At 67.6% G+C, this 21,063-nt stretch carries 18 protein-coding genes; 1 reads left to right on the forward strand and 17 read right to left on the reverse strand.

Annotated elements, in window-relative coordinates; translation table 11 throughout:
* Positions 1-591 precede the first annotated feature (591 nt).
* The 11 genes from clpB to ACW4E8_RS13690 all read right to left on the reverse strand — a co-directional run bounded on the left by clpB (position 592) and on the right by ACW4E8_RS13690 (position 14,527).
* Positions 592-3,180, reverse strand: a complete 2,589-nt coding sequence (gene clpB, locus ACW4E8_RS13640; protein WP_456804998.1) for an ATP-dependent chaperone ClpB — start codon at positions 3,178-3,180, stop codon at positions 592-594.
* Between the two features lie 223 nt (positions 3,181-3,403).
* Complete coding sequence (locus ACW4E8_RS13645; RefSeq protein ID WP_456804999.1) at positions 3,404-4,285, reverse strand: MaoC/PaaZ C-terminal domain-containing protein; 882 nt, start codon at positions 4,283-4,285, stop codon at positions 3,404-3,406.
* On the reverse strand, positions 4,285-6,432 hold the full coding sequence (phaZ2, locus tag ACW4E8_RS13650) for a D-(-)-3-hydroxybutyrate oligomer hydrolase (protein ID WP_456805000.1): 2,148 nt from the start codon (positions 6,430-6,432) through the stop codon (positions 4,285-4,287). Before phaZ2 ends, ACW4E8_RS13645 begins: the two co-directional genes overlap by 1 nt.
* 122 nt (positions 6,433-6,554) lie before the next feature.
* On the reverse strand, positions 6,555-8,099 hold the full coding sequence (locus ACW4E8_RS13655) for an acyl-CoA synthetase (RefSeq protein ID WP_456805001.1): 1,545 nt from the start codon (positions 8,097-8,099) through the stop codon (positions 6,555-6,557).
* A gap of 14 nt (positions 8,100-8,113) precedes the next feature.
* On the reverse strand, positions 8,114-9,190 hold the full coding sequence (locus ACW4E8_RS13660) for a branched-chain amino acid ABC transporter permease (RefSeq protein WP_456805002.1): 1,077 nt from the start codon (positions 9,188-9,190) through the stop codon (positions 8,114-8,116).
* An 11-nt stretch (positions 9,191-9,201) separates the two neighbouring features.
* Positions 9,202-10,227 carry a branched-chain amino acid ABC transporter permease gene (locus ACW4E8_RS13665; RefSeq protein ID WP_010810487.1) on the reverse strand — a complete coding sequence of 342 codons (1,026 nt, stop codon included), beginning with the start codon at positions 10,225-10,227 and terminating at the stop codon, positions 9,202-9,204.
* A 15-nt stretch (positions 10,228-10,242) separates the two neighbouring features.
* A complete protein-coding gene (locus ACW4E8_RS13670) occupies positions 10,243-10,983 on the reverse strand; it encodes an ABC transporter ATP-binding protein (RefSeq protein ID WP_456805003.1) in 741 nt (246 codons plus the stop codon).
* Positions 10,976-11,737: an ABC transporter ATP-binding protein gene (locus ACW4E8_RS13675; protein WP_041227982.1), complete on the reverse strand. Its 762-nt coding sequence runs from the start codon at positions 11,735-11,737 to the stop codon at positions 10,976-10,978. The genes ACW4E8_RS13670 and ACW4E8_RS13675 overlap by 8 nt, the downstream gene beginning before the upstream one ends.
* A gap of 92 nt (positions 11,738-11,829) precedes the next feature.
* Positions 11,830-13,017: a substrate-binding domain-containing protein gene (locus ACW4E8_RS13680; protein ID WP_456805004.1), complete on the reverse strand. Its 1,188-nt coding sequence runs from the start codon at positions 13,015-13,017 to the stop codon at positions 11,830-11,832.
* Between the two features lie 77 nt (positions 13,018-13,094).
* Positions 13,095-13,877, reverse strand: a complete 783-nt coding sequence (locus ACW4E8_RS13685) for an enoyl-CoA hydratase/isomerase family protein (RefSeq protein WP_456805005.1) — start codon at positions 13,875-13,877, stop codon at positions 13,095-13,097.
* Complete coding sequence (locus ACW4E8_RS13690; RefSeq protein ID WP_010810482.1) at positions 13,874-14,527, reverse strand: TetR/AcrR family transcriptional regulator; 654 nt, start codon at positions 14,525-14,527, stop codon at positions 13,874-13,876. The genes ACW4E8_RS13685 and ACW4E8_RS13690 overlap by 4 nt, the downstream gene beginning before the upstream one ends.
* A 241-nt stretch (positions 14,528-14,768) precedes the next feature.
* Between ACW4E8_RS13690 and ACW4E8_RS13695 the strand changes: the two genes are divergently transcribed.
* Positions 14,769-15,677, forward strand: a complete 909-nt coding sequence (locus ACW4E8_RS13695) for an alpha/beta fold hydrolase (protein ID WP_456805006.1) — start codon at positions 14,769-14,771, stop codon at positions 15,675-15,677.
* On the opposite strand, the gene crcB is transcribed toward ACW4E8_RS13695, so the two are convergent.
* The 6 genes from crcB to ACW4E8_RS13725 all read right to left on the reverse strand — a co-directional run bounded on the left by crcB (position 15,627) and on the right by ACW4E8_RS13725 (position 21,016).
* The gene (crcB, locus tag ACW4E8_RS13700; protein ID WP_456805007.1) at positions 15,627-16,007 is read right to left on the reverse strand and encodes a fluoride efflux transporter CrcB; all 381 of its coding nucleotides are present in this window, start codon (positions 16,005-16,007) and stop codon (positions 15,627-15,629) included. The genes ACW4E8_RS13695 and crcB overlap by 51 nt on opposite strands.
* Positions 16,007-16,525 carry a molybdenum cofactor biosynthesis protein MoaE gene (locus ACW4E8_RS13705; RefSeq protein WP_456805008.1) on the reverse strand — a complete coding sequence of 173 codons (519 nt, stop codon included), beginning with the start codon at positions 16,523-16,525 and terminating at the stop codon, positions 16,007-16,009. Before ACW4E8_RS13705 ends, crcB begins: the two co-directional genes overlap by 1 nt.
* A gap of 1 nt (position 16,526) precedes the next feature.
* Positions 16,527-16,784 carry a molybdopterin converting factor subunit 1 gene (moaD, locus tag ACW4E8_RS13710; protein WP_456805120.1) on the reverse strand — a complete coding sequence of 86 codons (258 nt, stop codon included), beginning with the start codon at positions 16,782-16,784 and terminating at the stop codon, positions 16,527-16,529.
* 30 nt (positions 16,785-16,814) lie between these two features.
* The gene (locus ACW4E8_RS13715) at positions 16,815-18,053 is read right to left on the reverse strand and encodes a molybdopterin molybdotransferase MoeA (RefSeq protein ID WP_456805009.1); all 1,239 of its coding nucleotides are present in this window, start codon (positions 18,051-18,053) and stop codon (positions 16,815-16,817) included.
* A gap of 185 nt (positions 18,054-18,238) precedes the next feature.
* A complete protein-coding gene (thrC, locus tag ACW4E8_RS13720) occupies positions 18,239-19,684 on the reverse strand; it encodes a threonine synthase (RefSeq protein ID WP_456805010.1) in 1,446 nt (481 codons plus the stop codon).
* Positions 19,685-19,705: 21 nt separating this feature from the next.
* Positions 19,706-21,016 (reverse strand): homoserine dehydrogenase, encoded by a 1,311-nt coding sequence (locus ACW4E8_RS13725; RefSeq protein ID WP_456805011.1) that lies wholly within the window; start codon positions 21,014-21,016, stop codon positions 19,706-19,708.
* Positions 21,017-21,063 lie beyond the last annotated feature (47 nt).

Here is a 21,063-nt window from a genome sequence, read left to right on the forward strand (position 1 = left end):
CGTAGCCTGCCTTCCAATGCCATGCCCCCCGCGCCGCGACACCGGTTGCCTCCGCGCTAGCCGACTGCGATGTCTGCTGCCACTGGCGCGGGAAAGTCATGCCGCAAGTTTCCGCTCCGCCGCCAGAGGGGCGGCCATCGCCTTTAGCCGGCATGATGTTCGCCCCCCTGTGTAGTTCAGCGACTTCATACCGCCGCTGATGTATCGATTTCGTGACGCCGCTTTCGGGCTGCCAGGACGGCTCCCCGCCCGCGCGCAGCCAGTGAATATCAACGCCGTGCAGGCCATCGCTCAGGCACGCGAAACACTTCGGGTCACGAATTGGCTTCCCCCGCGCCAGCTGGCGGCACGTTGTTCTGCACATCGATTCCTATCGGCATGCGTAACCTACACATCACTTGCCGGGCGCCAAAAGAAAACGCCCGCACCGGCAAGCCGGTGCGGGCGAAGTTTCCATTCTGGAAACGGGTAGACAAGTCATGAAGAGCGCCCCCGCATCTCCATGACAGGACGAATCTTATCGGCCAGGCCGCTGGCGCGGCTTGACCAATATCAAGTGCGTGGCGATCCGGTCAGTCGCCGGGCCTTCGCTCAATGCAGCATCGGCCCGAACGTGAACTCGCCATCGACATAATCCACCGGCACCACATCCTTGGCGGCGAACTTGCCTTCCAGGATCGCCCGCGCCACCGGGTTCTCGATCTGCTGCTGGATCGCCCGCTTGAGCGGACGCGCGCCAAACACCGGGTCGTAGCCTGCGCTGGCGATCTTCTCCAGCGCCGTCTCGCTCACCTCCAGCGTCATGTCCATGCGGGCCAGGCGGGCCTGCAGACGTTGCAACTGGATGCGCGCGATCGACTCGATATGCTTCTGGTCCAGCGCGTGGAACACCACCACTTCATCAATCCGGTTCAGGAACTCCGGCCGGAAATGCGTGCGCACTTCCTGCCAGACCGCGCCCTTGATCGCTTCCTGCGGCTCGCCGACCATCGACTGGATGATCTGCGAACCCAGGTTGGACGTCATCACGATCACCGTGTTCTTGAAGTCCACCGTGCGGCCCTGGCCATCGGTCAGGCGGCCGTCGTCCAGCACCTGCAGCAGCACGTTGAAGACGTCCGGGTGGGCCTTCTCGACTTCATCGAGCAGCACCACGCTGTACGGCTTGCGGCGCACGGCCTCGGTCAGGTAGCCGCCTTCCTCGTAGCCCACGTATCCCGGCGGCGCGCCGATCAGGCGGCTGACGCTGTGCTTCTCCATGAACTCGCTCATGTCGATGCGGATCAGATGCTCTTCCGAATCGAACATGAACTCGGCCAGGGCCTTGCACAGCTCGGTCTTGCCGACGCCGGTCGGGCCCAGGAACAGGAACGAGCCATAGGGCCTGTTCTCGTCCGCCAGCCCGGCACGCGAACGGCGGATGGCATCGGACACCAGCCGCACGGCTTCGTCCTGGCCCACCACGCGCGCATGCAGGCGGTCTTCCATCTTCAGCAGCTTCTCGCGCTCGCCCTGCATCATCTTCGATACCGGGATACCGGTGGCGCGGCTCACCACTTCGGCGATTTCCTCGGCGCCCACCTGCGTGCGCAGCAGCTTGTTGGGCTGCTTCTGCTCGCTGGCCTCGGCGTCGGTCGCGGCCTTGAGCTTGCCTTCCAGCCCCGGCAGCTTGCCGTATTGCAGCTCGGCGACCTTGTCCAGCTTGCCTTCACGCTGCAGCTTGGCGATTTCCAGCTTGATCTTCTCGATCTCTTCCTTGAGCGCGGCCGTGCCCTGCGCGGCGCCCTTCTCGGCCTTCCAGATCTCGTCCAGGTCGGCGTATTCCTTCTCCAGGCGCGCGATTTCCTGCTCGATCAGCTCCAGGCGCTTCATCGACGCCTCGTCGGTCTCTTTCTTGACCGCCTCGCGCTCGATCTTCAGCTGGATGGTGCGGCGCTCGAGCTTGTCCATCGACTCCGGCTTGGAATCGATTTCCATCTTGATGCGCGCGCCCGCCTCGTCGATCAGGTCGATCGCCTTGTCGGGCAGGAAGCGGTCGGTGATATAGCGATGCGACAGCTCCGCCGCGGCGACGATGGCCGGGTCGGTGATCTCCACGCCGTGGTGCAGCTCATACTTTTCCTGCAGCCCGCGCAGGATGGCAATGGTGGCCTCAACGCTCGGCTCATCCACCAGCACCTTCTGGAAGCGGCGCTCCAGCGCGGCGTCTTTCTCGATGTACTTTCGGTACTCGTTCAGCGTGGTGGCACCGATGCAGTGCAGCTCGCCGCGCGCGAGCGCCGGCTTGAGCATGTTGCCCGCATCGATTGCGCCCTCGGCCTTGCCGGCGCCGACCATGGTGTGGATCTCGTCGATGAAGACGATGGTCTGGCCCTCGTCCTTGGCGACGTCATTGAGCACCGCCTTCAGGCGTTCCTCGAACTCGCCGCGGTACTTGGCGCCGGCCAGCAGGCCGGCCATGTCCAGCACCAGCACGCGCTTGTTCTTCAGGCTCTCGGGCACCTCGCCGTTGACGATGCGCTGCGCCAGGCCTTCGACGATGGCAGTCTTGCCCACGCCCGGCTCGCCGATCAGCACCGGGTTGTTCTTGGTGCGGCGCTGCAGGATCTGGATGGCGCGGCGGATCTCGTCGTCGCGGCCGATCACGGGATCGAGCTTGCCGATGCGGGCACGCTCGGTCAGGTCGACGGTGTACTTCTTGAGCGCCTCGCGCTGGCCCTCGGCCTCCGCGCTGTTGACCGAATCGCCGCCGCGCACGGCCTGGATGGCCGACTCGAGCGACTTGCGGTTCAGGCCGTTTTCACGCGCGATGCGGCCGGCGTCGCCCTTGTCGTCGGCGACGGCCAGCAGGAACAGCTCGCTGGCGATGAACTGGTCGCCGCGCTTGATGGCTTCCTTCTCGGTGGCGTTGAGCAGGTTCACTAGGTCGCGGCCGATCTGGACCTCGCTGGTGCCCTGCACTTGCGGCAGGCGCTTGATGGCGGCGTCCAGCGCGGTCTGCAGGCCCTGCACGTTGACGCCGGCGCGCGCCAGCAGCGCCTTGGCGGCGCCGTCGTCCTGCGCCAGCAGCGCGCGCAGCAGGTGCTGCGGTTCGATGTATTGGTTGTCGTTGCCCAGTGCCAGGCTTTGCGCATCAGCCAGCGCTTCCTGGAACCGGGTGGTCAGCTTGTCAAGACGCATAAGGAATCCCTCTCTCGGATAAGGTCGTGTCCTGATGCGGGGGCGTCGGCGCCGGTCTTCGCTGCCGGAGCGCCCGTCTGCCCTGCCGGACACTGGATGTCTTTCCGAAAGATAAGGCTTTGTCGCGACATTTCAAGGCCGCGCCGGCACGCAATGACCCCGATCAGCCGCTATGTCGACAACCCCGGCTCCCACGCTCACAAGTGCAGCAAGCGATATGCAGCTAGGCGGCGCGGTCAGCGCCCTTGTCCGCCAGATTGCGCACCAGCACCAGTGACTCGCCCTGCACCACCACGCGCCCGTCCGCGCCCGTGACCACGCTGGCCAGGTTGACCAGGTCCTTGCCGGCACGCAGCCGCACGATGCGCACGCATGCCGTCAGCGGCTCATCCAGCCGCGCGGCAGAAGCGAGGCGCAGCGACTGCTTCATCCACCCCGTGCCCCGTCCGGGCAGCCGCGTGCCAAGCAGGTCCGAGAACATGCCGGCCAGCAGCGGCAGCGGCACCACCGGCCCGCCAAACCCGCGCGCGCGGGCAAAGGCCGGATCGGCGTGGTAGGGGTTGGCGTCGCCGGTCAGGGTGATGTACTCGTCCAGGTCGGCCTGCGCGAAGGCGCGTACCGCACTGGCTTCCTGACCGGGGCGCAGGCCGTACAGGATGGCGTCGCCCGCCTCTGGCGCCTGCGCCGCCTCGCCGGGCAGCCGGGCCAGTGCGTCCGGCCCGGCATCCGGCAGCCAGAGCGATTCGCCCACGGCCGTGACGCGCGGCGCCTCGCCCGGCCCGCCCGCGCTGCCCACGGTCGTGCCGTAGCCCGCCAGTCCGGCCGGCGCGGGCTGCGGCGCCAGCGCGATCTGCACCGTATCGCCAACGAAGGCCGGCGTCGGGAACATCAGCGTCTGCCCGACCGGCAACGCCGGCTCGGGCAGACGCCGCCAGGTATGAGCGCACAGCAGCGAAAACAGGAACATGCCGTGCGCCACGGTGGCGCCGAAATGCGTGCCACGGGCAAAGGCCGGATCGCAGTGGATCGGGTTGTCGTCGTGCGACAAGGCGGCGAAGCGGTCAAAGTCGCGCTGCGACAGCACGCGCGGCAGGGCATCGTTCATCAGTCAGGCACCTGTACGGTGTTAGCGTTGACGGTAATCGCGTTGCCGGCCGCAGGCGATGCGGCGAACGGCGGCACGTTGGACGGCAGCAGCGTCGGCGCTGGCGTGTTTAGGGTGCCGCCGCGCGGCGTGGTGCGCAGCACCTGCGACGGCGGCAGCGCCTTGCCCGCGGTGAGGTTGTCGTAGACCGCATCCAGCGCCCGGTTCAGGTAGACGTGCAGCGGCACGTAGCGGTTGCTGTAGCCCGGCACCAGCCCGATGAAGGCATCGAAGTGCTGGGCGTTCTCGACCTCCACGTATGACAGCTTGCTGGTCACCCCCTCCTGCTGCCGGTTCAGCCCGAGATACGGGCGCGAGGTATGGTTGACCGGCAGCAGCCCATCGCTGCGCCCGTGCACGATCACCGCCGGCTTGCCGCGCAGGTTGCCGTTGCGCAGCGTCAGCGCCTGGCCGGCCTGCAAGGCGCGCGCCGCGGCGTCGGAGCCGGCCAGCAGGCTGCGCAGGCAGTTGGCGCCGTCGTAGTTCAGGTCTTCACGCAGCGTCAAGGGTGAAACCGACGCCAGGTTCAGGAACGGGCCATGCTGCGGATCGAGGTCATTGATCAACTGGACCGGCGGCTGCGGCGGCACGCCGTTGCCGGTGGCGAACATCGACGCCAGCGCCGCCGGCGCGATTGCCGCGGGCTTCAGGTCGGTCAGCGTGCTGGCAAAGCTGTAGCCGCACAGCCGGTCGGTGACGCTGGCCTGCGCATAGGCATTGGCATAGTTGACCGAGATCGCGGCGGCCACGTCAAACACGGCCAGCGACGGGTGCAGATCGTCCGATTCCGCTTCCCAGCCGGCGGCACGCAGCGCCTGCAGGGCGCTGGCGCTTTGTTCGTCCGTGTTCAAGCCGCTCACCAGGCCCTTTTCCGCCAGCGTCTGGCAGCGGTTGGCAAAGAACGTCGCCGTGGCGGGGTTGGTGTAGAACGGCGCCTGGGTCAGCGCGGTGGCCCGCGCGGCGCAGTGCTGCAGCAGGTTGGCCGTGGTGGTGTAGTCGTACAGCGTGCGGCCCGAAGCCGCCACCGGCGTCGCGCCGCGTTGCACCACGATGCCGGTATTGGGCGGCATGTTCAGGTTGGGCTCGCCCACCGCCACGCCGTCGATCAGCCCGCCGGCATCCTGCTCGGCCGCCGCCACTGCGGCACCGCCGCCGTTGGACACGCTGGAGGCGATCACCACGATCTTGTCCTTGTCCAGGGTGCGCTGGCGGGTGCCGTTGGTCGACACGGCGCCGAAGCGGTCATTGATCGCCCAGATCGCAAATTCCACCGCCTGCAGCGTGAACTTGCCCCAGTCCTTCTCCGGGTTGCGCTGCGAATGCGCGTGCTTGAACGCCAGCCGGTGCGGGTTGGCAGCGGTGAAGTCCGCCAGCGAGGTGGCCCCCGCCGGCGCGGCAAACTGCGCGTTCTTGCCGGCCGCCGCGCGCGTGGCGCGGGTGCCGTCGATCAGCGGCACGGTGTCGGTATCCAGGTCATGCGGCGCGGCGCCGGTGCCCTTGTCGGTATAGGCCACCGCGCAGCCGCGCTTCAGGCCCCACTCGCCGGTGGCGATGGCGCCATAGACGCCGCGCGAACCGGACGAGGTGGCGGTGATCACGCATGGCTTCGACGTGTTGAACGACGCGGGGATCTGCACCAGCATGGTCACGTTCTGCTGGCCCGAGCCATCGTCCGAAAAGGCCAGGTACTCCACGCCGGCCACCTTGCCTTCGGAGCCGGTGACATTGCCCTGCGCGTCGACATTGGGGCCGTAGAGCGAGCCGTAGCCGCCGCTGGCGGTGGTGTCGACGATGGCACGATAGTTGGTATGGATCGCGTAGCGCCGCAACTCCGCCGCGGTCGGCGCGGTGGGGTTGGCCGGCAGTGGCGCGGTGGCGCTGGCCAGGCCGTCCTTGCCCAGGCCCGCGGTCAGCAGGTCGTCGGTGGTGCCGTTGTAGCTGTTGATGGTGACCGTGCCGATATTCGCCGGCTTGGTGTTGGGGTTGCTGCCGTTGCCGTTGTTGTCATCGCCCGAGCCGCACGCGGCGGCCAGCATCGATGCGGCGGCCGCCAGCACCGTGAGCCTGAGGCGGCGTTTCTGCTGCGGCGGGATCTGCGTGGAATGCATGTCAACCTCCTCCTGTCGCACCCGGATAGCCGGGGCTGTCGAGTTGTCTTCAGATCGAGGACTGCGGAGACTGCGAACTGCGGAAATCGAAAACACGGCAACCGCTGGCACGGCCATGCGCCTCAGCCAGAGAACTTTGCGCGCAGTTTGTGCTTTTCCACCTTGCCGGACGGCGTGCGCGGCAGCGCATCGAGAAAGCGCACATGGCGCGGCACCTTGTAGCCGGCCAGCTGCGCCTTGCAGTGGGCGATCACGGCATCGGCCTCCAGGGTGGCGCCTGGGCGCAGCACCACCAGCGCGATGCCGACCTCGCCCCAGCGTGCATCCGGCGCGCCGATCACGGCGGCCTCGGCCACGCCCGGCAGCTGGAACAGCACGTTCTCGACTTCGGCCGGGTAGACGTTCTCGCCGCCCGAGATAAACATGTCCTTGGCCCGGTCGACGATGTAGTAGTCGCCGTCCTCGTCGCGGTAGGCGATATCGCCGGAATGCAGCCAGCCATCACGGATCGCGGCCGCGGTGGCCTCGGGCAGGTTCCAGTAGCCTGGCGTCACGCCGGGGCCCTTGATCAGCAGTTCGCCACGCTCGCCCGGGCCCACGTCCGCCCCCAGCGCATCGACGATGCGCGTCAGCATCGACCCCACCGGCTTGCCGATGGTGCCGATCTTGCGGCGCGCGGTGTCCTCGTCGCAGACAAAGACCGTGGGGCCGGTCTCGGTCATGCCAAAGCCAAAGCAGATGGTCACGCCCTTGGCCAGGTAGGCCTCCAGCAGCGGCCTGGGCACCGGCGAGCCCCCCGCCGACATATTGCGCACGCCAGCGAAGTCCGCCTGCGCGAAGCGCGGGTGCTGGCTCAGGAACAGGTAGACCGCCGGCACCGCGAAGAACATGGTGATGCCCTCGCCGCTGGCGCGGTCGAGCTTGCCCAGCACCACCTGCGGCTCGCACTGCCGCATGACGTGCACCGTGCCGCCCGCATGCAGCACCGGGTTGGCATACAGATTCAGGCCGCCGGTGTGGAAGAACGGCAGCACATTGAGGAACACGTCGTCGCGCGTGATCTTGTTGGCCAGCATCGCGTTGACGGCATTGAAGAAGACCATGCCGTAGGTCTGGATCACGCCCTTGGGCTTGCCGGTGGTGCCGGAGGTATAGAGCAGGTGCCAGACCTCGGACTCATCGCGGCACGGCATCTCGATGATGCGGCCGGAGGCGGCGTCGAGCACCGCCTCGTACTCGGTCCAGCCGCCGGGCACGTCGGCGGCCTCGTCGTCGGCGAGGTGCAGCACCGCGCGCAGCGGGATGGCGCGCGCCAGATCCGCGGCCACGGCCAGGAAGCCGTCGCCAGCCACCAGCACCTCGGGCGTGCAGTCCTGCAGGATCGGCAGCAACTCCGCCGCGGGCAGGCGCCAGTTCAGGCACACCATCACCATGCCGGCCTTGGCGCAGCCATACAGCATCTCGAAATAGTCCGAGCTGTTGTGCGCCAGCACCGCCACGCGCGTGCCCGGCGCCAGTTGCAGGTGGTCACGCAGGTATTCCGCGAAGCGGCTGGCGCGTTCGTCGAAGTGGCGATAGGTCACCTGGCGGCCGCTCTCCACGTCCACCAGCGCGACCTTGTCGGGGAAATGCTGCGCGTTCTTGTGCAGCCAGTCGATGACGTACATGCGCTAGCCTCCGCTCAGCTTGCCACGTCCTGCACGGGCCCGGTGCCGCGCAGCCGCCCCACCACGCCCTGCGGGAAATAATAGACGCTCAGGATAAACAGCAGACCCAGCCACAGCAGCCAGCGGTCCGGGTGCAGCAGCGAAGACAGCAGCGGCAGCGCAGCAGTGGCATCGCTGGCCAGTTTCATCACGTCCTGCAGGTAGGTCTGCGCCACCAGGAACAGCACCGTGCCGATCACCGCGCCATAGAGCGTGCCCATGCCGCCGATCACCACGATCAGCAGGATGTCGACCATGATCTCGAACGACAGCGAGGTATCGGGCCCGTTATAGCGCAGCCAGATCGCCATCAGCACGCCCGCCAGCGTGGCGAACATCGCCGACAGCACCGTCGACACGGTGCGATACACCACGGTGCGGTAGCCGATCGCCTCGGCGCGGAAATCGTTCTCGCGGATCGCCTGCAGCACCCGGCCAAAGGGCGAGTTGACGATGCGCAGCAGCGCCAGGAACAACACCACCGCGCCGGCGAACACCAGGTAGTAGCTCAGCAGCTTGCCGCTCAGCGGCACGCCCAGCCATTCGGTGTCACCCAGCGTAAAGCCGGGGCGCAGCGCCTCCGGCACCTTGAAGGTCAGCCCGTCCTCGCCGCCGGTCCATTCCGACAGCTGCGATACCAGCGTGGCAAAGGCGGTCGCCACCGCCAGCGTGATCATGGCAAAGAAGATCGCGCGCACCCGCAGCGAGAACAGCCCGATCAGGAAAGCCAGCAGCGCCGACACCGCGAGCGCGCCGACGGTGCCGGCCAGCAGCGCACCCCAGCCCGGCTCCATGCGCGACATGGCAATCGCCACGCCATAGCCGCCGATGCCGAAGAACATGGTGTGGGCAAAGGAAACGATGCCGGTATAGCCCAGCAGCAGGTCATAGCTGGCCACCAGCACCACGAAGATGCAGATCTTGGCCGCCATGTTGAGCGCACGCGCGCCGGGGAAGGCAAAGGGCGCGCACGCCAGCGCCACCAGGATCACCAGCAGGATCACGGTCAGCACGCGGCTGCGCGGCAGGTCGCCGGAGAGAAGTCGGATCATGTTCGTTGCCCTCAGCGCCGCGCCACCGGGAACAGCCCCTGCGGGCGCCACAGCAGCACCAGCATCATCAGCAGGATGTTGGAGAACAGAGCCACCTTAGGGAACAGGAAGCCGGTGTAGTTGGCCATCAGCCCCACCAGCAGCGCACCGACAAAGCAGCCCGTAGTCGAACCCAGCCCGCCAATGATGATGACGATAAAGATCAGCACATTCACCTGCGCACCGATCGCCGCGGTGATGTTCTGCTGGTACAGCCCCCACAGCACCCCGCCCAGCCCCGCCAGCGCCGCGCCCGCGACGAACACGCCGATAAACAGGCGCCGCACGCGGTAGCCAAGGGCCTCGACCATCTCGCGGTTCTCCACGCCGGCGCGGATCAGCAGGCCGATGCGGGTGCGGTTGAGCAGCAACAGCATGGCGATAAAGATCACCAGCCCCAGCGCCATCGCGATCAGCCGGTACTTCTCGATGGCGGCATCGCCCAGCAGCACCGCGCCGCGGAAGGTGGTGGGCACCTGCAGCGCGATGGTCTCAGGGCCCCAGATCGCCTTGATCAGCTGCTCGGCCACGATCATGCCGCCCATCGTGATCAGGATCTGCTTCAGGTGCTGGCCGTAGACCGGGCGCACCACCACGCGCTCGAAGAACAGCCCGACCGCGCCCGCGGCCACCATGGCCGCCGCGATCGCCAGCGCAAACACGGCCAGGTTCTGCGCCAGGCTGTCGGCCTCGACCCAGCCCGCCATCGGCAGCAGCACCGAGGCCGCCACGTAGGCGCCCAGCGCGATAAAGGCGCCGTGGCCGAAGTTGAGCACGTCCATCAGGCCGAACACCAGCGTCAGTCCGGAGGAGACGACGAAGATGATCATCCCCATCGCGAGCCCGGCAATGGTCAGCGTCAGCCAGGTCGACGGGCTGCCGACCAGCGGATAGGCCAGCAGCATCAGCAGCGGTGCCAGCGCCAGCGGGGTCCAGTCGAGCCGGACCTTGGGCAGGTCCGACGGTGCGGCGGCCGGCAAAGTCGTTGAAGTGGTCATGTGTGTTGTCCCGCGTTACTGGTGCGCCGCCAGCGACAGCCCCAGCAGCTTCTGCTGCAGCCCGTCGTCTTCAGCCAGCGCCGCCATCGTGCCCGTGTGCACCGTGCGGCCATCGTCCATCACCGCCACCGTATCCCCCACGGACTTCGCCATATGGAAGTTCTGCTCCACCAGCAGGATCGACACCTCGGTCTGCTTCAGCTCGCGGAACACATGGATCATGTTCTGGATGATGGCCGGCGCCAGGCCCTTGGTGGGCTCGTCGACGATCAGCAGCTGGCGCGGCTCGATGATGGCGCGCGCCACCGACAGCATCTGCTTCTGCCCGCCCGACAGCACGCCGGCACGCTGCTGCCAGAAGGTCTTCAGCGCCGGGAACATGCGGAACACCCAGTCCAGCCGGCGCTCATCGATGGCGCCGGTGCGCGCTGCCAGGCGCATGTTCTCGGCCACGGTCAGGTCGGAGAACACGATCATGTTTTCCGGCACGTAGGCAATGCCGGCCTGCGCGATCGCGGGCGTGCTGTGGCGCGTGATGTCGGTGCCGTCAAAGGTCACCTTGCCGGCGCTGGCCTGCCACAGGCCCATGATGGTGCGCAGCGTGGTGGTCTTGCCGGCGCCGTTGCGCCCCAGCAGCATGGTCACGCCGCCGCGCGGCACCTCGAAGCTCACGCCGTGCAGGATGTGGTACGGGCCGATATGGGTCTGCACGCCCTGCAGCCGCAGGATTGGCCCGGTTGATTGTGCGTCAGCCATGGCTGCCCTCCTCTTCCGGCATGCCCAGGTAAGCCTGCTGCACCACCGGCGAGGCGATCACCTCGGCCGGGTCGCCGTCGGCCACCAGGGTGCCGTTGTGCAGCACGATGATGCGGTCGGCCAGCGAGCGCACCACGTCCATCTTGTGTTCGACCAGCAGCACGGTCTTGCTGCGGTCCTGGCGGATCTCGCGGATCAGGTCAAGGATCACCGGCACTTCATCCACGCTCATGCCCGCGGTGGGCTCATCGAACATGAACACGCGCGGCTGCAGCGCCAGCAGGATGCCGACCTCCAGCTTGCGCTGGTCGCCGTGCGGCAACGAGGCCACCGTCAGCTGGCGCTTGCCGGCCAGCGCCACGCGCTCCAGGATCGCCATGGCCTGCGCCTGCACGTCGCGGTGGCTGGTCCACATCGAGAACAGATCGATGCCGCGCTGCTGGCGCGCCTGCACCGCCAGCCGCACGTTCTCCAGCACCGACAGCTGCGGGAACAGGCTGGTCAGCTGGAAGGCGCGGCCAATGCCGCGGCGCGTCTTCTGCGACACCGGCAGGCGCGTCACGTCTTCGCCATCCAGCAGGATCTGCCCGGCCGTGGGCGGCAACTGGCCCGAGACCAGGTTGAAGTACGTGGTCTTGCCGGCGCCGTTTGGGCCGACGATGCAGGTCAGCTCGCCGGGCCGGAACGCGCACGACACCGCATTGACGGCCACATGGCCGCCAAAGCGGATAGTCAGGCCGCGCGTTTCCAGCAGCGGCTGCGCCCCGGCGGCAGTCGCGCCGGCGTGCCCGGCGGCCGGCTGCGACGGCGCCGGCGCGGACCGCGCGAAAGAGGCTGGCGCGTTCATCAGCGGTGGTTGCGCACGGGCACGGCCATCTCTTCGGGCTTGATCTCGCGCACGAGCTCAGGCACGCCCCAGGCGAAGGCAGGATCCACCTTGATCTTGAAGTGGTACATCGACTGCATGGCCTGGTGGTCTTCCTTGCGGAAGGTCATCTTGCCCTTGGGCGTGTCGAACGACATGCCCTCCATCGCCGTGATCAGCTTCTCGGTGCCGGTCTCGCCGCTGGTCTTCTTCAGCGCCTCCACCAGCGCGATGCCCGCGGTCATGCCGCCGGCCGTGAAGAAGTCGGGCGGCGACTTGAACTTGCTGTAGTGGTTGGACACCAGCCACTCATTGGCCTTGTTCTTGGGAATGCCGAAGTAGTAGTACGTGGCCCCTTCCATGCCCGGGAAGTTCTTGTAGCTGGCCATCGCCGGCAAGATGTTGCCGCCGGTGGCAATCTCGATGCCGTAGCGCTTGGGATCGAGATCGGCGATCTTGAACGGGTTGCCGGCACCGGCCCAGATAATGAAGATCACCTTGCGGCCCGGCTTGTCCTTGAGCGAATCAAACAGCCGCTGCGCGCCGGCGGTGAAGTCCGTGGTGCTGGTCGGCAGGTATTCCTCATGCACGATCTTGGCGTTCTTCAGCGCGCCCTTGAAGGCCTTGACGCCATCGCGGCCAAAGGCGTAGTCCTGCGCCAGCGTGGCGATCTGCACGCCCTGCTTGTCCAGCGCCACGGCGTTGGAAATTGCGTCCTGCGACGAGTTGCGGCCGGTGCGGAAGATATAGCGGTTCCACTTGTCGCCGGTGATCGAGTCGGCCACCGCGGGCTCGACCAGCAGCACCTTCTTGTATTCCTCTGCCACCGGCAGCATCGCCAGCGCGGTGCCGGAAGAGGTGGGGCCGACCGCGATATCGGCGCGGTCGTCGCTGTAGGCGGCGGCCAGCTGGGCCTTGGCCACGTCCGGCTTGCCCTGGGTGTCTTTCTCGATCACCACCAGCTTGTTGCCATTGACGGCCATGGTGCCGTTGGTGGCGTACTCCAGGCCCATCATCAGGCCGGTCTGGGTCTGCTTGGCGTAGGCCTCGAGCGCGCCGGTCTTGTCATAGACGTGCGCGATGCGGATGTCCTTGGCCAGCGCGGTACCGGCGGCAAGCAGGCCGGCGGCCATGACCAGGGCACGTACGGCGAGTGGGTTGCGTTGCATTGCTGTCTCCTGTGTTCGGTCTCGTTTGTGTTTGTCTGGATGAAACCTGCTGCAACTGCCTGGGAATGCTATACGGACTATTCGCGCGCGCGCCCTGCCAGGAAGCACCGCATGCCGTCGGCGCTCTCGGCGCTGGAGATCTGTGCGACAAAGGCCGCGCGCTCTCGCTCAAGGCCGGCCGCCAGGGTGTCGGCGTCCCAGCGCAACAGCGCGCGCGTGCGGGCCACGCTGCCCGGCACCTTGCGCGTAACGCCGCGCGCCAGCGTCACGGCATCGGCCTCGGCCGAACCCGGCGCGGCCAGCGCAGTCGCCAGCCCGAGCGCCGCCGCCTCCGGCGCAGCGACGATCGTATTGTTCAGCTGCCAGGCGCGCGCCCGCGGCGCGCCGACCAGTTGCGGCAGCATCGCGGTCCAGCCGCCGTCCGGGCTGAAGCCAACCACCGTGTAGTACGGCGCGATGCGCGCATCCCGCGCCAGCACCGCCATGTCGCACGCCAGCACCAGGCCAAGCGAGCCGCCCGTCAGCCAGCCCTCCACCGCCGCCACCACCGGGCAACGCAACGCTGCCAGTCGCAGGATCGACCGGTTCAGCAGCGCCAGCAGCCGGTCGGCGTAGCTGGCTATCGCATCGCCCTGCGCAGCGAACGCCGCGACGTCGCCGCCAGTGGAGAAAGTCGGTCCGGCATGCGTCAACACCACAGCATGGATCGCGGGGTCGGCTTCAATCTCGTCCAACGCGGCCAGCAGTGCTTCCAGCAACTCGGGCACCAGGCTGTTGTGCCGCTGCGGCCGGTTCAGGCGCAGCAGCGCCACGCCATCGGCGCGCTCCCACTGCACCAGGGGTTCTGCGTGGGCGTTCATCGCGGCTGCAGGCCGTGCGAGATCAGGTCGAAGGCGGTATCGACCACCTTCTCCATCGAAGGCGGGCGCTTCCAGCGCGCATAGCGCATGCCCAGGAAGTTGCTGATGCCGATCAGGCACCAGGCGCGCACCTCGGCATCGCCGGGCACGATCTCGCCCTGCTCTTCGGCGCGCGTCAGGCGTCGGCTGTAGAGCTCGGCAAACACCTGGAAATAGCTGCTGTAGATGGTCTCGTCGACCGAGTACGAATCCAGCACGATCCGATACAGGTTCTTGTGGCGCGACACGAACGAGAGGAAGGCCTTCAGGCCCAGGCGCTCGGCTTCCATCTGGGTGGCCGCGGCGGCAACGTGCTTGCGCAGGTGGGCGCGCACCAGTTCCAGCATGTGTGCGACCAGTGCGCGGAAGATGTCTTCCTTGTCCTTGAAATACAGGTAGAAGGTGCCCATCGCGACCTTGGCTTCCTGCGTGATCTCGGAGATCGACGCGGCGTAATAGCCTTTCTCACCGAACACCTTCTCGGCCGCGCGCAGCAGCGCCTCGCGCGTCTTCTGCCCGCGCGCGGTCTTGGGCGGGCAGATGCCGCCGGCGTGGCCGGGCTCGCGGGTTGCGCCGGTTTCGGGCGGTGCGCCCGTGTCGGTCTGGGACATCTTGTCTCCGGTGGCGCTGCGCGCCTTGTCATTGGAATGCCAGCCGCTTCATGTCATGCCAGCGCAGGCAGGCGCCTCCTCCGCGCCTGCCTGCGCCGTGAATCCACACTCAGGCAAAACCTGATAGCTGATTCATGTTTCATCGTATAAATTGCCCCCCATGGATGTCAATAGAGAGGCACCCTCACCCGGTGGCATCCAGGCCGCTGCCCTTTACCCTCCTGCCAGGAGAGAACCATCGTTGGACGCTCCCGATTCGGCACCTGCCGGCCCCGCTCCACCGCCCTTCGCAAGCCACCCGGCGCGCGGCGCCTTGCCAGGCTGGCGCGAAGCCGGCCAGGGACGGCCGCTGCTGTTGCTGCACGGCTGGTCGGTCACCGGCGAGGCCTTCGACGGCCAGCGGGCGCTCGCACTGGCGGGATTCCGCGTGATCGCGCCCGACCATGCCGGCCACGGCCTGTCGCGCGAGCGCGACGGCACCACGATAACGGCGCTGGCGCGCGACGTCGCCGGACTGGTTGCGCACCTCGGGCTGACAGACGTGGTGGTGGCGGGCTGGTCGATGGGGGCGATGGTGGCATGGGCGCTGCTGCGCGACCATCCGGGTCTTCCGCTGGCAGCGGTCGGCAGCATCGACATGACGCCCAGGCTGGTGACCGATCCGGCCTGGCCGCATGGCCTGCACGGCCACTATGAGATAGCGCACGCCGCGCAGATGGCGGCCCGCATCCGGGCCGACTGGCCCCGGCTAGCGCCGTCAGTTGCGCTGGGAATGTGGTCGGCGGGACAGCGCCCGGAAGGCGCCGCAATGCAGCGCATCGCGCACATGGCGGGCCAGTGCGATGCGTTGGCGCTTGCCGCCCTATGGGAAGACATGGCGCGCCAGGATTTCCGGGAGACACTGCGCGGCACCGGGCGGCCGCTGTTCCATTTGTACGGGGAAGCCAGCCGGCTCTATGCACCCGCCGTGGGCGCCGCCACGCTCGCACTGCGGCCCGAGGCGGGATTCAGCGTGGTGGCCGGCGCCGGCCACAGCCCGCACATGGAGCAGCCGCAGGCGTTCAATGCCGCGCTGCTGGACCTGATCGCCCGGGCCGCGTCAGGCCAGCATGCGGTAAGTCCAGAGGCCGAACGCGGTCAGCAGCAGTGAGCCGCCCAGGTGCAGCAGCAGGTGCAGCGCCGCCCAGCCGTAGTCGCCGGCAATCAGGTTCGCCAGCACCTCGCTGGAAAAGGTCGAGAACGTGGTCAGCCCGCCAAGGAAGCCGGTGATGGCCAGCAGGCGCCATTCCGGCGGCAGGCCCGCATGCGTATCGAAGAATCCGACCGCCAGGCCGATCAGGTAGCCGCCCAGCAGGTTGGCCGCCAGCGTGCCATAGGGTAGCGCGGGATTGATCGCGTTCCACAGCACCGCGAAGCCCCAGCGCAGCCACGCACCCGCCGCGGCGCCCACGCCCACAGCAACAAAGCCGAGCGGCCCCATCAGGGCTGGCTCCCGCCCTGCTTCTCCGGTGATGCGCCAGCATCGTCGCCGCTGGCATTGAACGATGCGATCCCCCAGCGCTGGAGGGCGGCTTCGTCGGTCACGCGGGCATCGACCCAGCGCGCGCCTTCCGGGGTGTCTTCCTTCTTCCAGAACGGCGCTTCGGACTTGAGGTAGTCCATGATGAACTCGCACGCGGCAAAGGCATTGCCGCGATGCGCCGACGCCACCGCGACCATCACGATCTGGTCCAGCGGCTGCATCGGGCCCACGCGGTGGATGATGGTCACGCCCAGCAGCGCCCAGCGCGCGCACGCAGCCGCCTCGATCTGCGCCAGCGCCTTCTCGGTCATGCCCGGATAGTGCTCCAGCTCCATCGCGCTGACCGCGCTGCCGTCGCTGACATCGCGCACGGTGCCGATAAAGCTGGCGACCGCGCCGACCGCCGGATTGCCGGCTCGCAGCGCCGCGACTTCTGCACCGAGATCGAAATCCTCACGCTGCACCCTGACGCTCATCTCAGCCTCCGGTCACTGGCGGGAAAAAGGCGACTTCGCAACCGTCGGCAATCGCCGTATCGGGGCGCGCCACGGCATGGTCGACAGCCATGCGCAGCGCGCGGCCTTCAGCCAGGGTCTCGGCCCAGGCGCCGCCGCGCTGGCGCAGCCACTGGCGCAGCTCGCCCACGGTGCGCACGTCGGCCGGCACCTCGGCGCGCTCTTCGGCCACGCCCAGCTGCTCGCGCACGCTGGCAAAGAATCGGAGTTCGATGATCATCACTGCTTCTGTCCTGGTCATGCTGGCCGGCTACGCGAGCAGGCCGTCAAACGGAATGAACTGCACGGTATCGCCGCGCGCGATCGCCTGGTTGGGCGGATTGTCGATCAGGCCGTCGCCCCAGACGGTCGAGGTCAGCACGCCGGAGCCCTGGTTCGGGAACAGGTCCAGCCCGCCCTCCGCGTTGATACGCGCGCGCAGGAACTCGTTGCGGCGGTCGCCCTTCTTGAGTTCGAAATCGGCACGCAGCGGCAGCCGGCGCGGCGCCACGTCGGCCACGCCCTGCAGGCGCAGGATAAAGGGCCGCACGAACAGCAGGAAGGTCACGAAGCTGGACACCGGGTTGCCCGGCAAACCCAGGAAGAACGCCGGCTCGCCACCGTTGTTGACCTGCCCGAAGGCCAGCGGCTTGCCGGGCTTGATCGCGATCTGCCACATGTCGAGCCGCCCTTCGGCCTCGACCGCGGGCTTGATATGGTCTTCCTCGCCGACCGAGACGCCGCCCGAGGTAATGATCAGGTCATGGCCCTGTGCCGCGCGGCGCAGCGTCTCGCGGGTAGCGGCCAGCGTATCGGGCACGATGCCGAAGTCGCTGATCTCGCAGCCCAGGTTTTCCAGCAGGCCGCGCAGCGTGAAGCGGTTGGAGTTGTAGATGGCGCCCGGCTTGAGCGGCTCGCCAGGCATCGCCAGTTCATCACCGGTAAAGAACACCGCGACACGCACGCGCCGCACCACATCCAGCTTCGCCTGGCCGACCGATGCGGCCAGCCCCTGCGCCTGCGGCGTCAGCCGCGTGCCGGCCGGCAGGATCACGCTGCCCGCTTCGATATCCTCGCCCGCGCGCCGCACCCATTCGCCGGATTGCGGCACGTGGTTGACGATCACGTCCTCGCCCTCGGCGGCGCATTGTTCCTGCATCACCACGGCGTCGGCGCCCGGCGGGATCAGCCCGCCGGTGAAGATGCGCGCGGCGGTACCGGGTTCCAGCGCGGTGCCGACATGGCCGGCGGGAATCCGTTGCGATACGCGCAGCCGCGTGCCGGCAACGGGCACATCGGCCGCGCGCATGGCGTAGCCGTCCATCGAGGTGTTGTCGGCAGGCGGCACGCGCAGCGTGCTGGTCACAGGCGCGGCCAGCACGCGGCCGTTGGCGTCGAGCGTGTCGATGGATTCAACCTGCGCCAGCGGACGGGCGGCGCCGAGCAGCGCATCGAGCGCCTGGGCCATGGTCAGCATCGGGGGGCGGGAGGGTGCTGCGGCTTGGGTCATGGTGCGATGTCGGAAAGAGTTGGCCCACGAAAAACGGCCCGCGTATTGCCGGCACCCACTTGGTTGGGGCAGGCAATCCGGGGGCCGAAGATCGGGCCCGCAGCCTGATTGTAGCGAGTTGGCGCGGGCCCGGCACGCGGCAGCGCCGCAGCCAGGGCCGTAGTCAGGCCCCGATACCGGCGCGCTTACAGGCCGGTGTGGCCGGCGATGTAGGCCTTGACCTGCGCGGCCTCGGCCGGCATCACTTCAAAGCGCTGCGGCAGGCTCTCGATGCCCTCGAACTTGGCCGGGCGTTCCGGCTCGTGGCCGAGCGCTTCGCGGATGGTGTCGGCGAACTTGGCGGGCAGCGCGGTTTCCAGCACCACCATGGGCACGCCGGCGCTGAGATGCTCGCGCGCCACCTTGACGCCATCGGCGGTGTGGGTATCGATGGTGATGCCGTAGCGCGACGACAGGTCGCGGATGGTGGCCAGCCGGTCCTGGTGCGTGCTGCGGCCCGAGACAAAGCCGAACTGGCGGATGCGGTCGAATTCCGGCGTGCCCGACAGGTCGAAGCCGTCCTTTTCTTCCACGTCGCGGAACAGCGCCGCCAGCTTGCCGGCGTCCTGGCCCAGCAGGTCGAACACAAAGCGCTCGAAGTTCGAGGCCTTGGAGATATCCATGCTCGGGCTCGACGTATGGTACGTCTCGGCCGACTTGCGCACGCGGTAGGCGCCGGTGCGGAAGAACTCGTCGAGCACGTCGTTCTCGTTGGTGGCGACCACCAGCTTGTCGATCGGCAGGCCCATCATGCGCGCGATATGGCCGGCGCAGACGTTGCCGAAGTTACCGGACGGCACGCAGAACGAGACCTTCTGGCCCGGACCGCTGGTGGCCAGCAGCCAGCCCTTGAAGTAGTAGACCACCTGGGCCACCACGCGCGCCCAGTTGATCGAGTTGACCGTGCCGATCTTCTGGCGCGCCTTGTACTCCAGGTCGTTGGAGACCGCCTTGACGATGTCCTGGCAGTCGTCGAACACGCCTTCGACGGCGAGGTTGAAGATGTTGGCGTCCTGCAGGCTGAACATCTGCGCGGTCTGGAACGCGCTCATCTTGCGGTGCGGGCTCAGCATGAACACGCGGATGCCGCGCTTGCCGCGCATGGCGTACTCGGCGGCACTGCCGGTATCGCCGGAAGTCGCGCCCAGGATGTTCAGCTCCTGCCCGGCGCGGCCCAGCGCGTACTCGAACAGGTTGCCGAGCAGCTGCATCGCCATGTCCTTGAAGGCCAGCGTCGGGCCGTTGGACAGGCCCAGCAGTTGCAGCTTGGTGCCGCCTTCTTCACCCAGCGTGCGCAGCGGCGTGATGTCGGCGGTGTTGTCGCCCTCACGCGCGTTGCAGTACACCTCGGGGGTATAGGTCTTGCGCGTCAGCGCGCGCAGGTCCTCGGCGGGAACATCGTCGCAGAACTTGCGCAGGATTTCGTAGGCCAGGTCGGCGTACGACAGCTTGCGCCAGGCTTCGAGCTCGTCGGCGCTGACTTGCGGGTACTCGACGGGCAGGTACAGGCCGCCGTCCGGCGCCAGGCCGCCCAGCAGGATCTCGGAGAAGGTTTGCGGCAGTTCGTGGCCGCGGGTCGACTTGTATTTCATGTGAATCAGCAGGTCCGGCCCTTAGTTCAGTTCTTCCATGCGCAGGCGCGTCACGGCGGACAGCACGGTCGGCAGCGCCTCGATCTTGGCGATCGCCGCGTTGACGTGCTTCTCGCGCGTGATGTGGGTCAGGATGATGATGTCGGTCTGCGGCTCGCCTTCGCGCGATTCCTTCTGCAGCATGGCGTCGATCGAGATGCCGCCTTCGGCCAGGATGCGGGTGATCTCGGCCAGCACGCCGGTCTCGTCCGACACGCGCATGCGCAGGTAGTACGAGCTGTTGATCTCTTCGATCGGCAGCACCGGCACGCTCGACAGCTCATCCGGCTGGAACGCCAGGTGCGGCACGCGGTGGTTCGGATCGGCGGTGTGCAGGCGGGTCACGTCGACCAGGTCGGCGATCACGGCCGAGGCGGTCGGCTCGGCGCCGGCGCCCTTGCCGTAGTAGAGCGTCGCGCCCACGGCGTCGCCCTGCACCAGCACGGCATTCATTGCGCCTTCTACGTTGGCGATCAGGCGCGAGGCCGGCACCAGCGTCGGATGCACGCGCAGCTCGACGCCGTCGTCGCGGCGGCGGGTGATGCCCAGCAGCTTGATACGGTAGCCCAGTTCCTCGGCGTACTTGATGTCGATGGCCGACAGCTTGGTGATGCCTTCCACGTGTGCCTTGTCGAACTGCACCGGCATGCCGAAGGCGATCGCGCTCATCAGCGTGACCTTGTGCGCGGCGTCGATGCCTTCGATGTCGAAGGTCGGGTCGGCTTCGGCGTAGCCCAGCTGCTGCGCTTCCTTCAGCACCACGTCGAAATCCAGGCCCTTGTCGCGCATCTCGGACAGGATGAAGTTGGTGGTGCCGTTGATGATGCCGGCGATCCACTGGATGCGGTTGGCGGTCAGGCCTTCGCGCAGCGCCTTGATGATGGGGATGCCGCCGGCCACCGCGGCCTCGAAAGCGACGATCACGCCCTTGCGGCGCGCGGCTTCGAAGATCTCGTTGCCGTGCACGGCCAGCAGCGCCTTGTTGGCGGTGACCACGTGCTTGCCGTTCTCGATCGCCTTGAGCACCAGCTCGCGTGCGATGCCGTAGCCGCCGATCAGTTCGATGACGATATCGATGTCGGGGCGGTTGACCACCTCGTTGGCGTCGCTGACGATCTCCACTTCCCCGTTGGTCAGTTCGCGCGCGCGTTCGGTGTTGAGATCGGCCACCACGGCAATCTCGATGCCGCGGCCGGCGCGGCGACGAATTTCTTCCTGATTGCGCTTGAGCACGTTGAACGTGCCGCTACCGACGGTACCGATGCCGAGCAGGCCAACTTTGATGGGGTTCATGGACAATCTTCTGAGTTGCTAAGGATGAATTGCGGCGCGGCCCGCGA

The sequence above is a fragment of the Cupriavidus sp. CP313 genome, assembly GCF_054072015.1.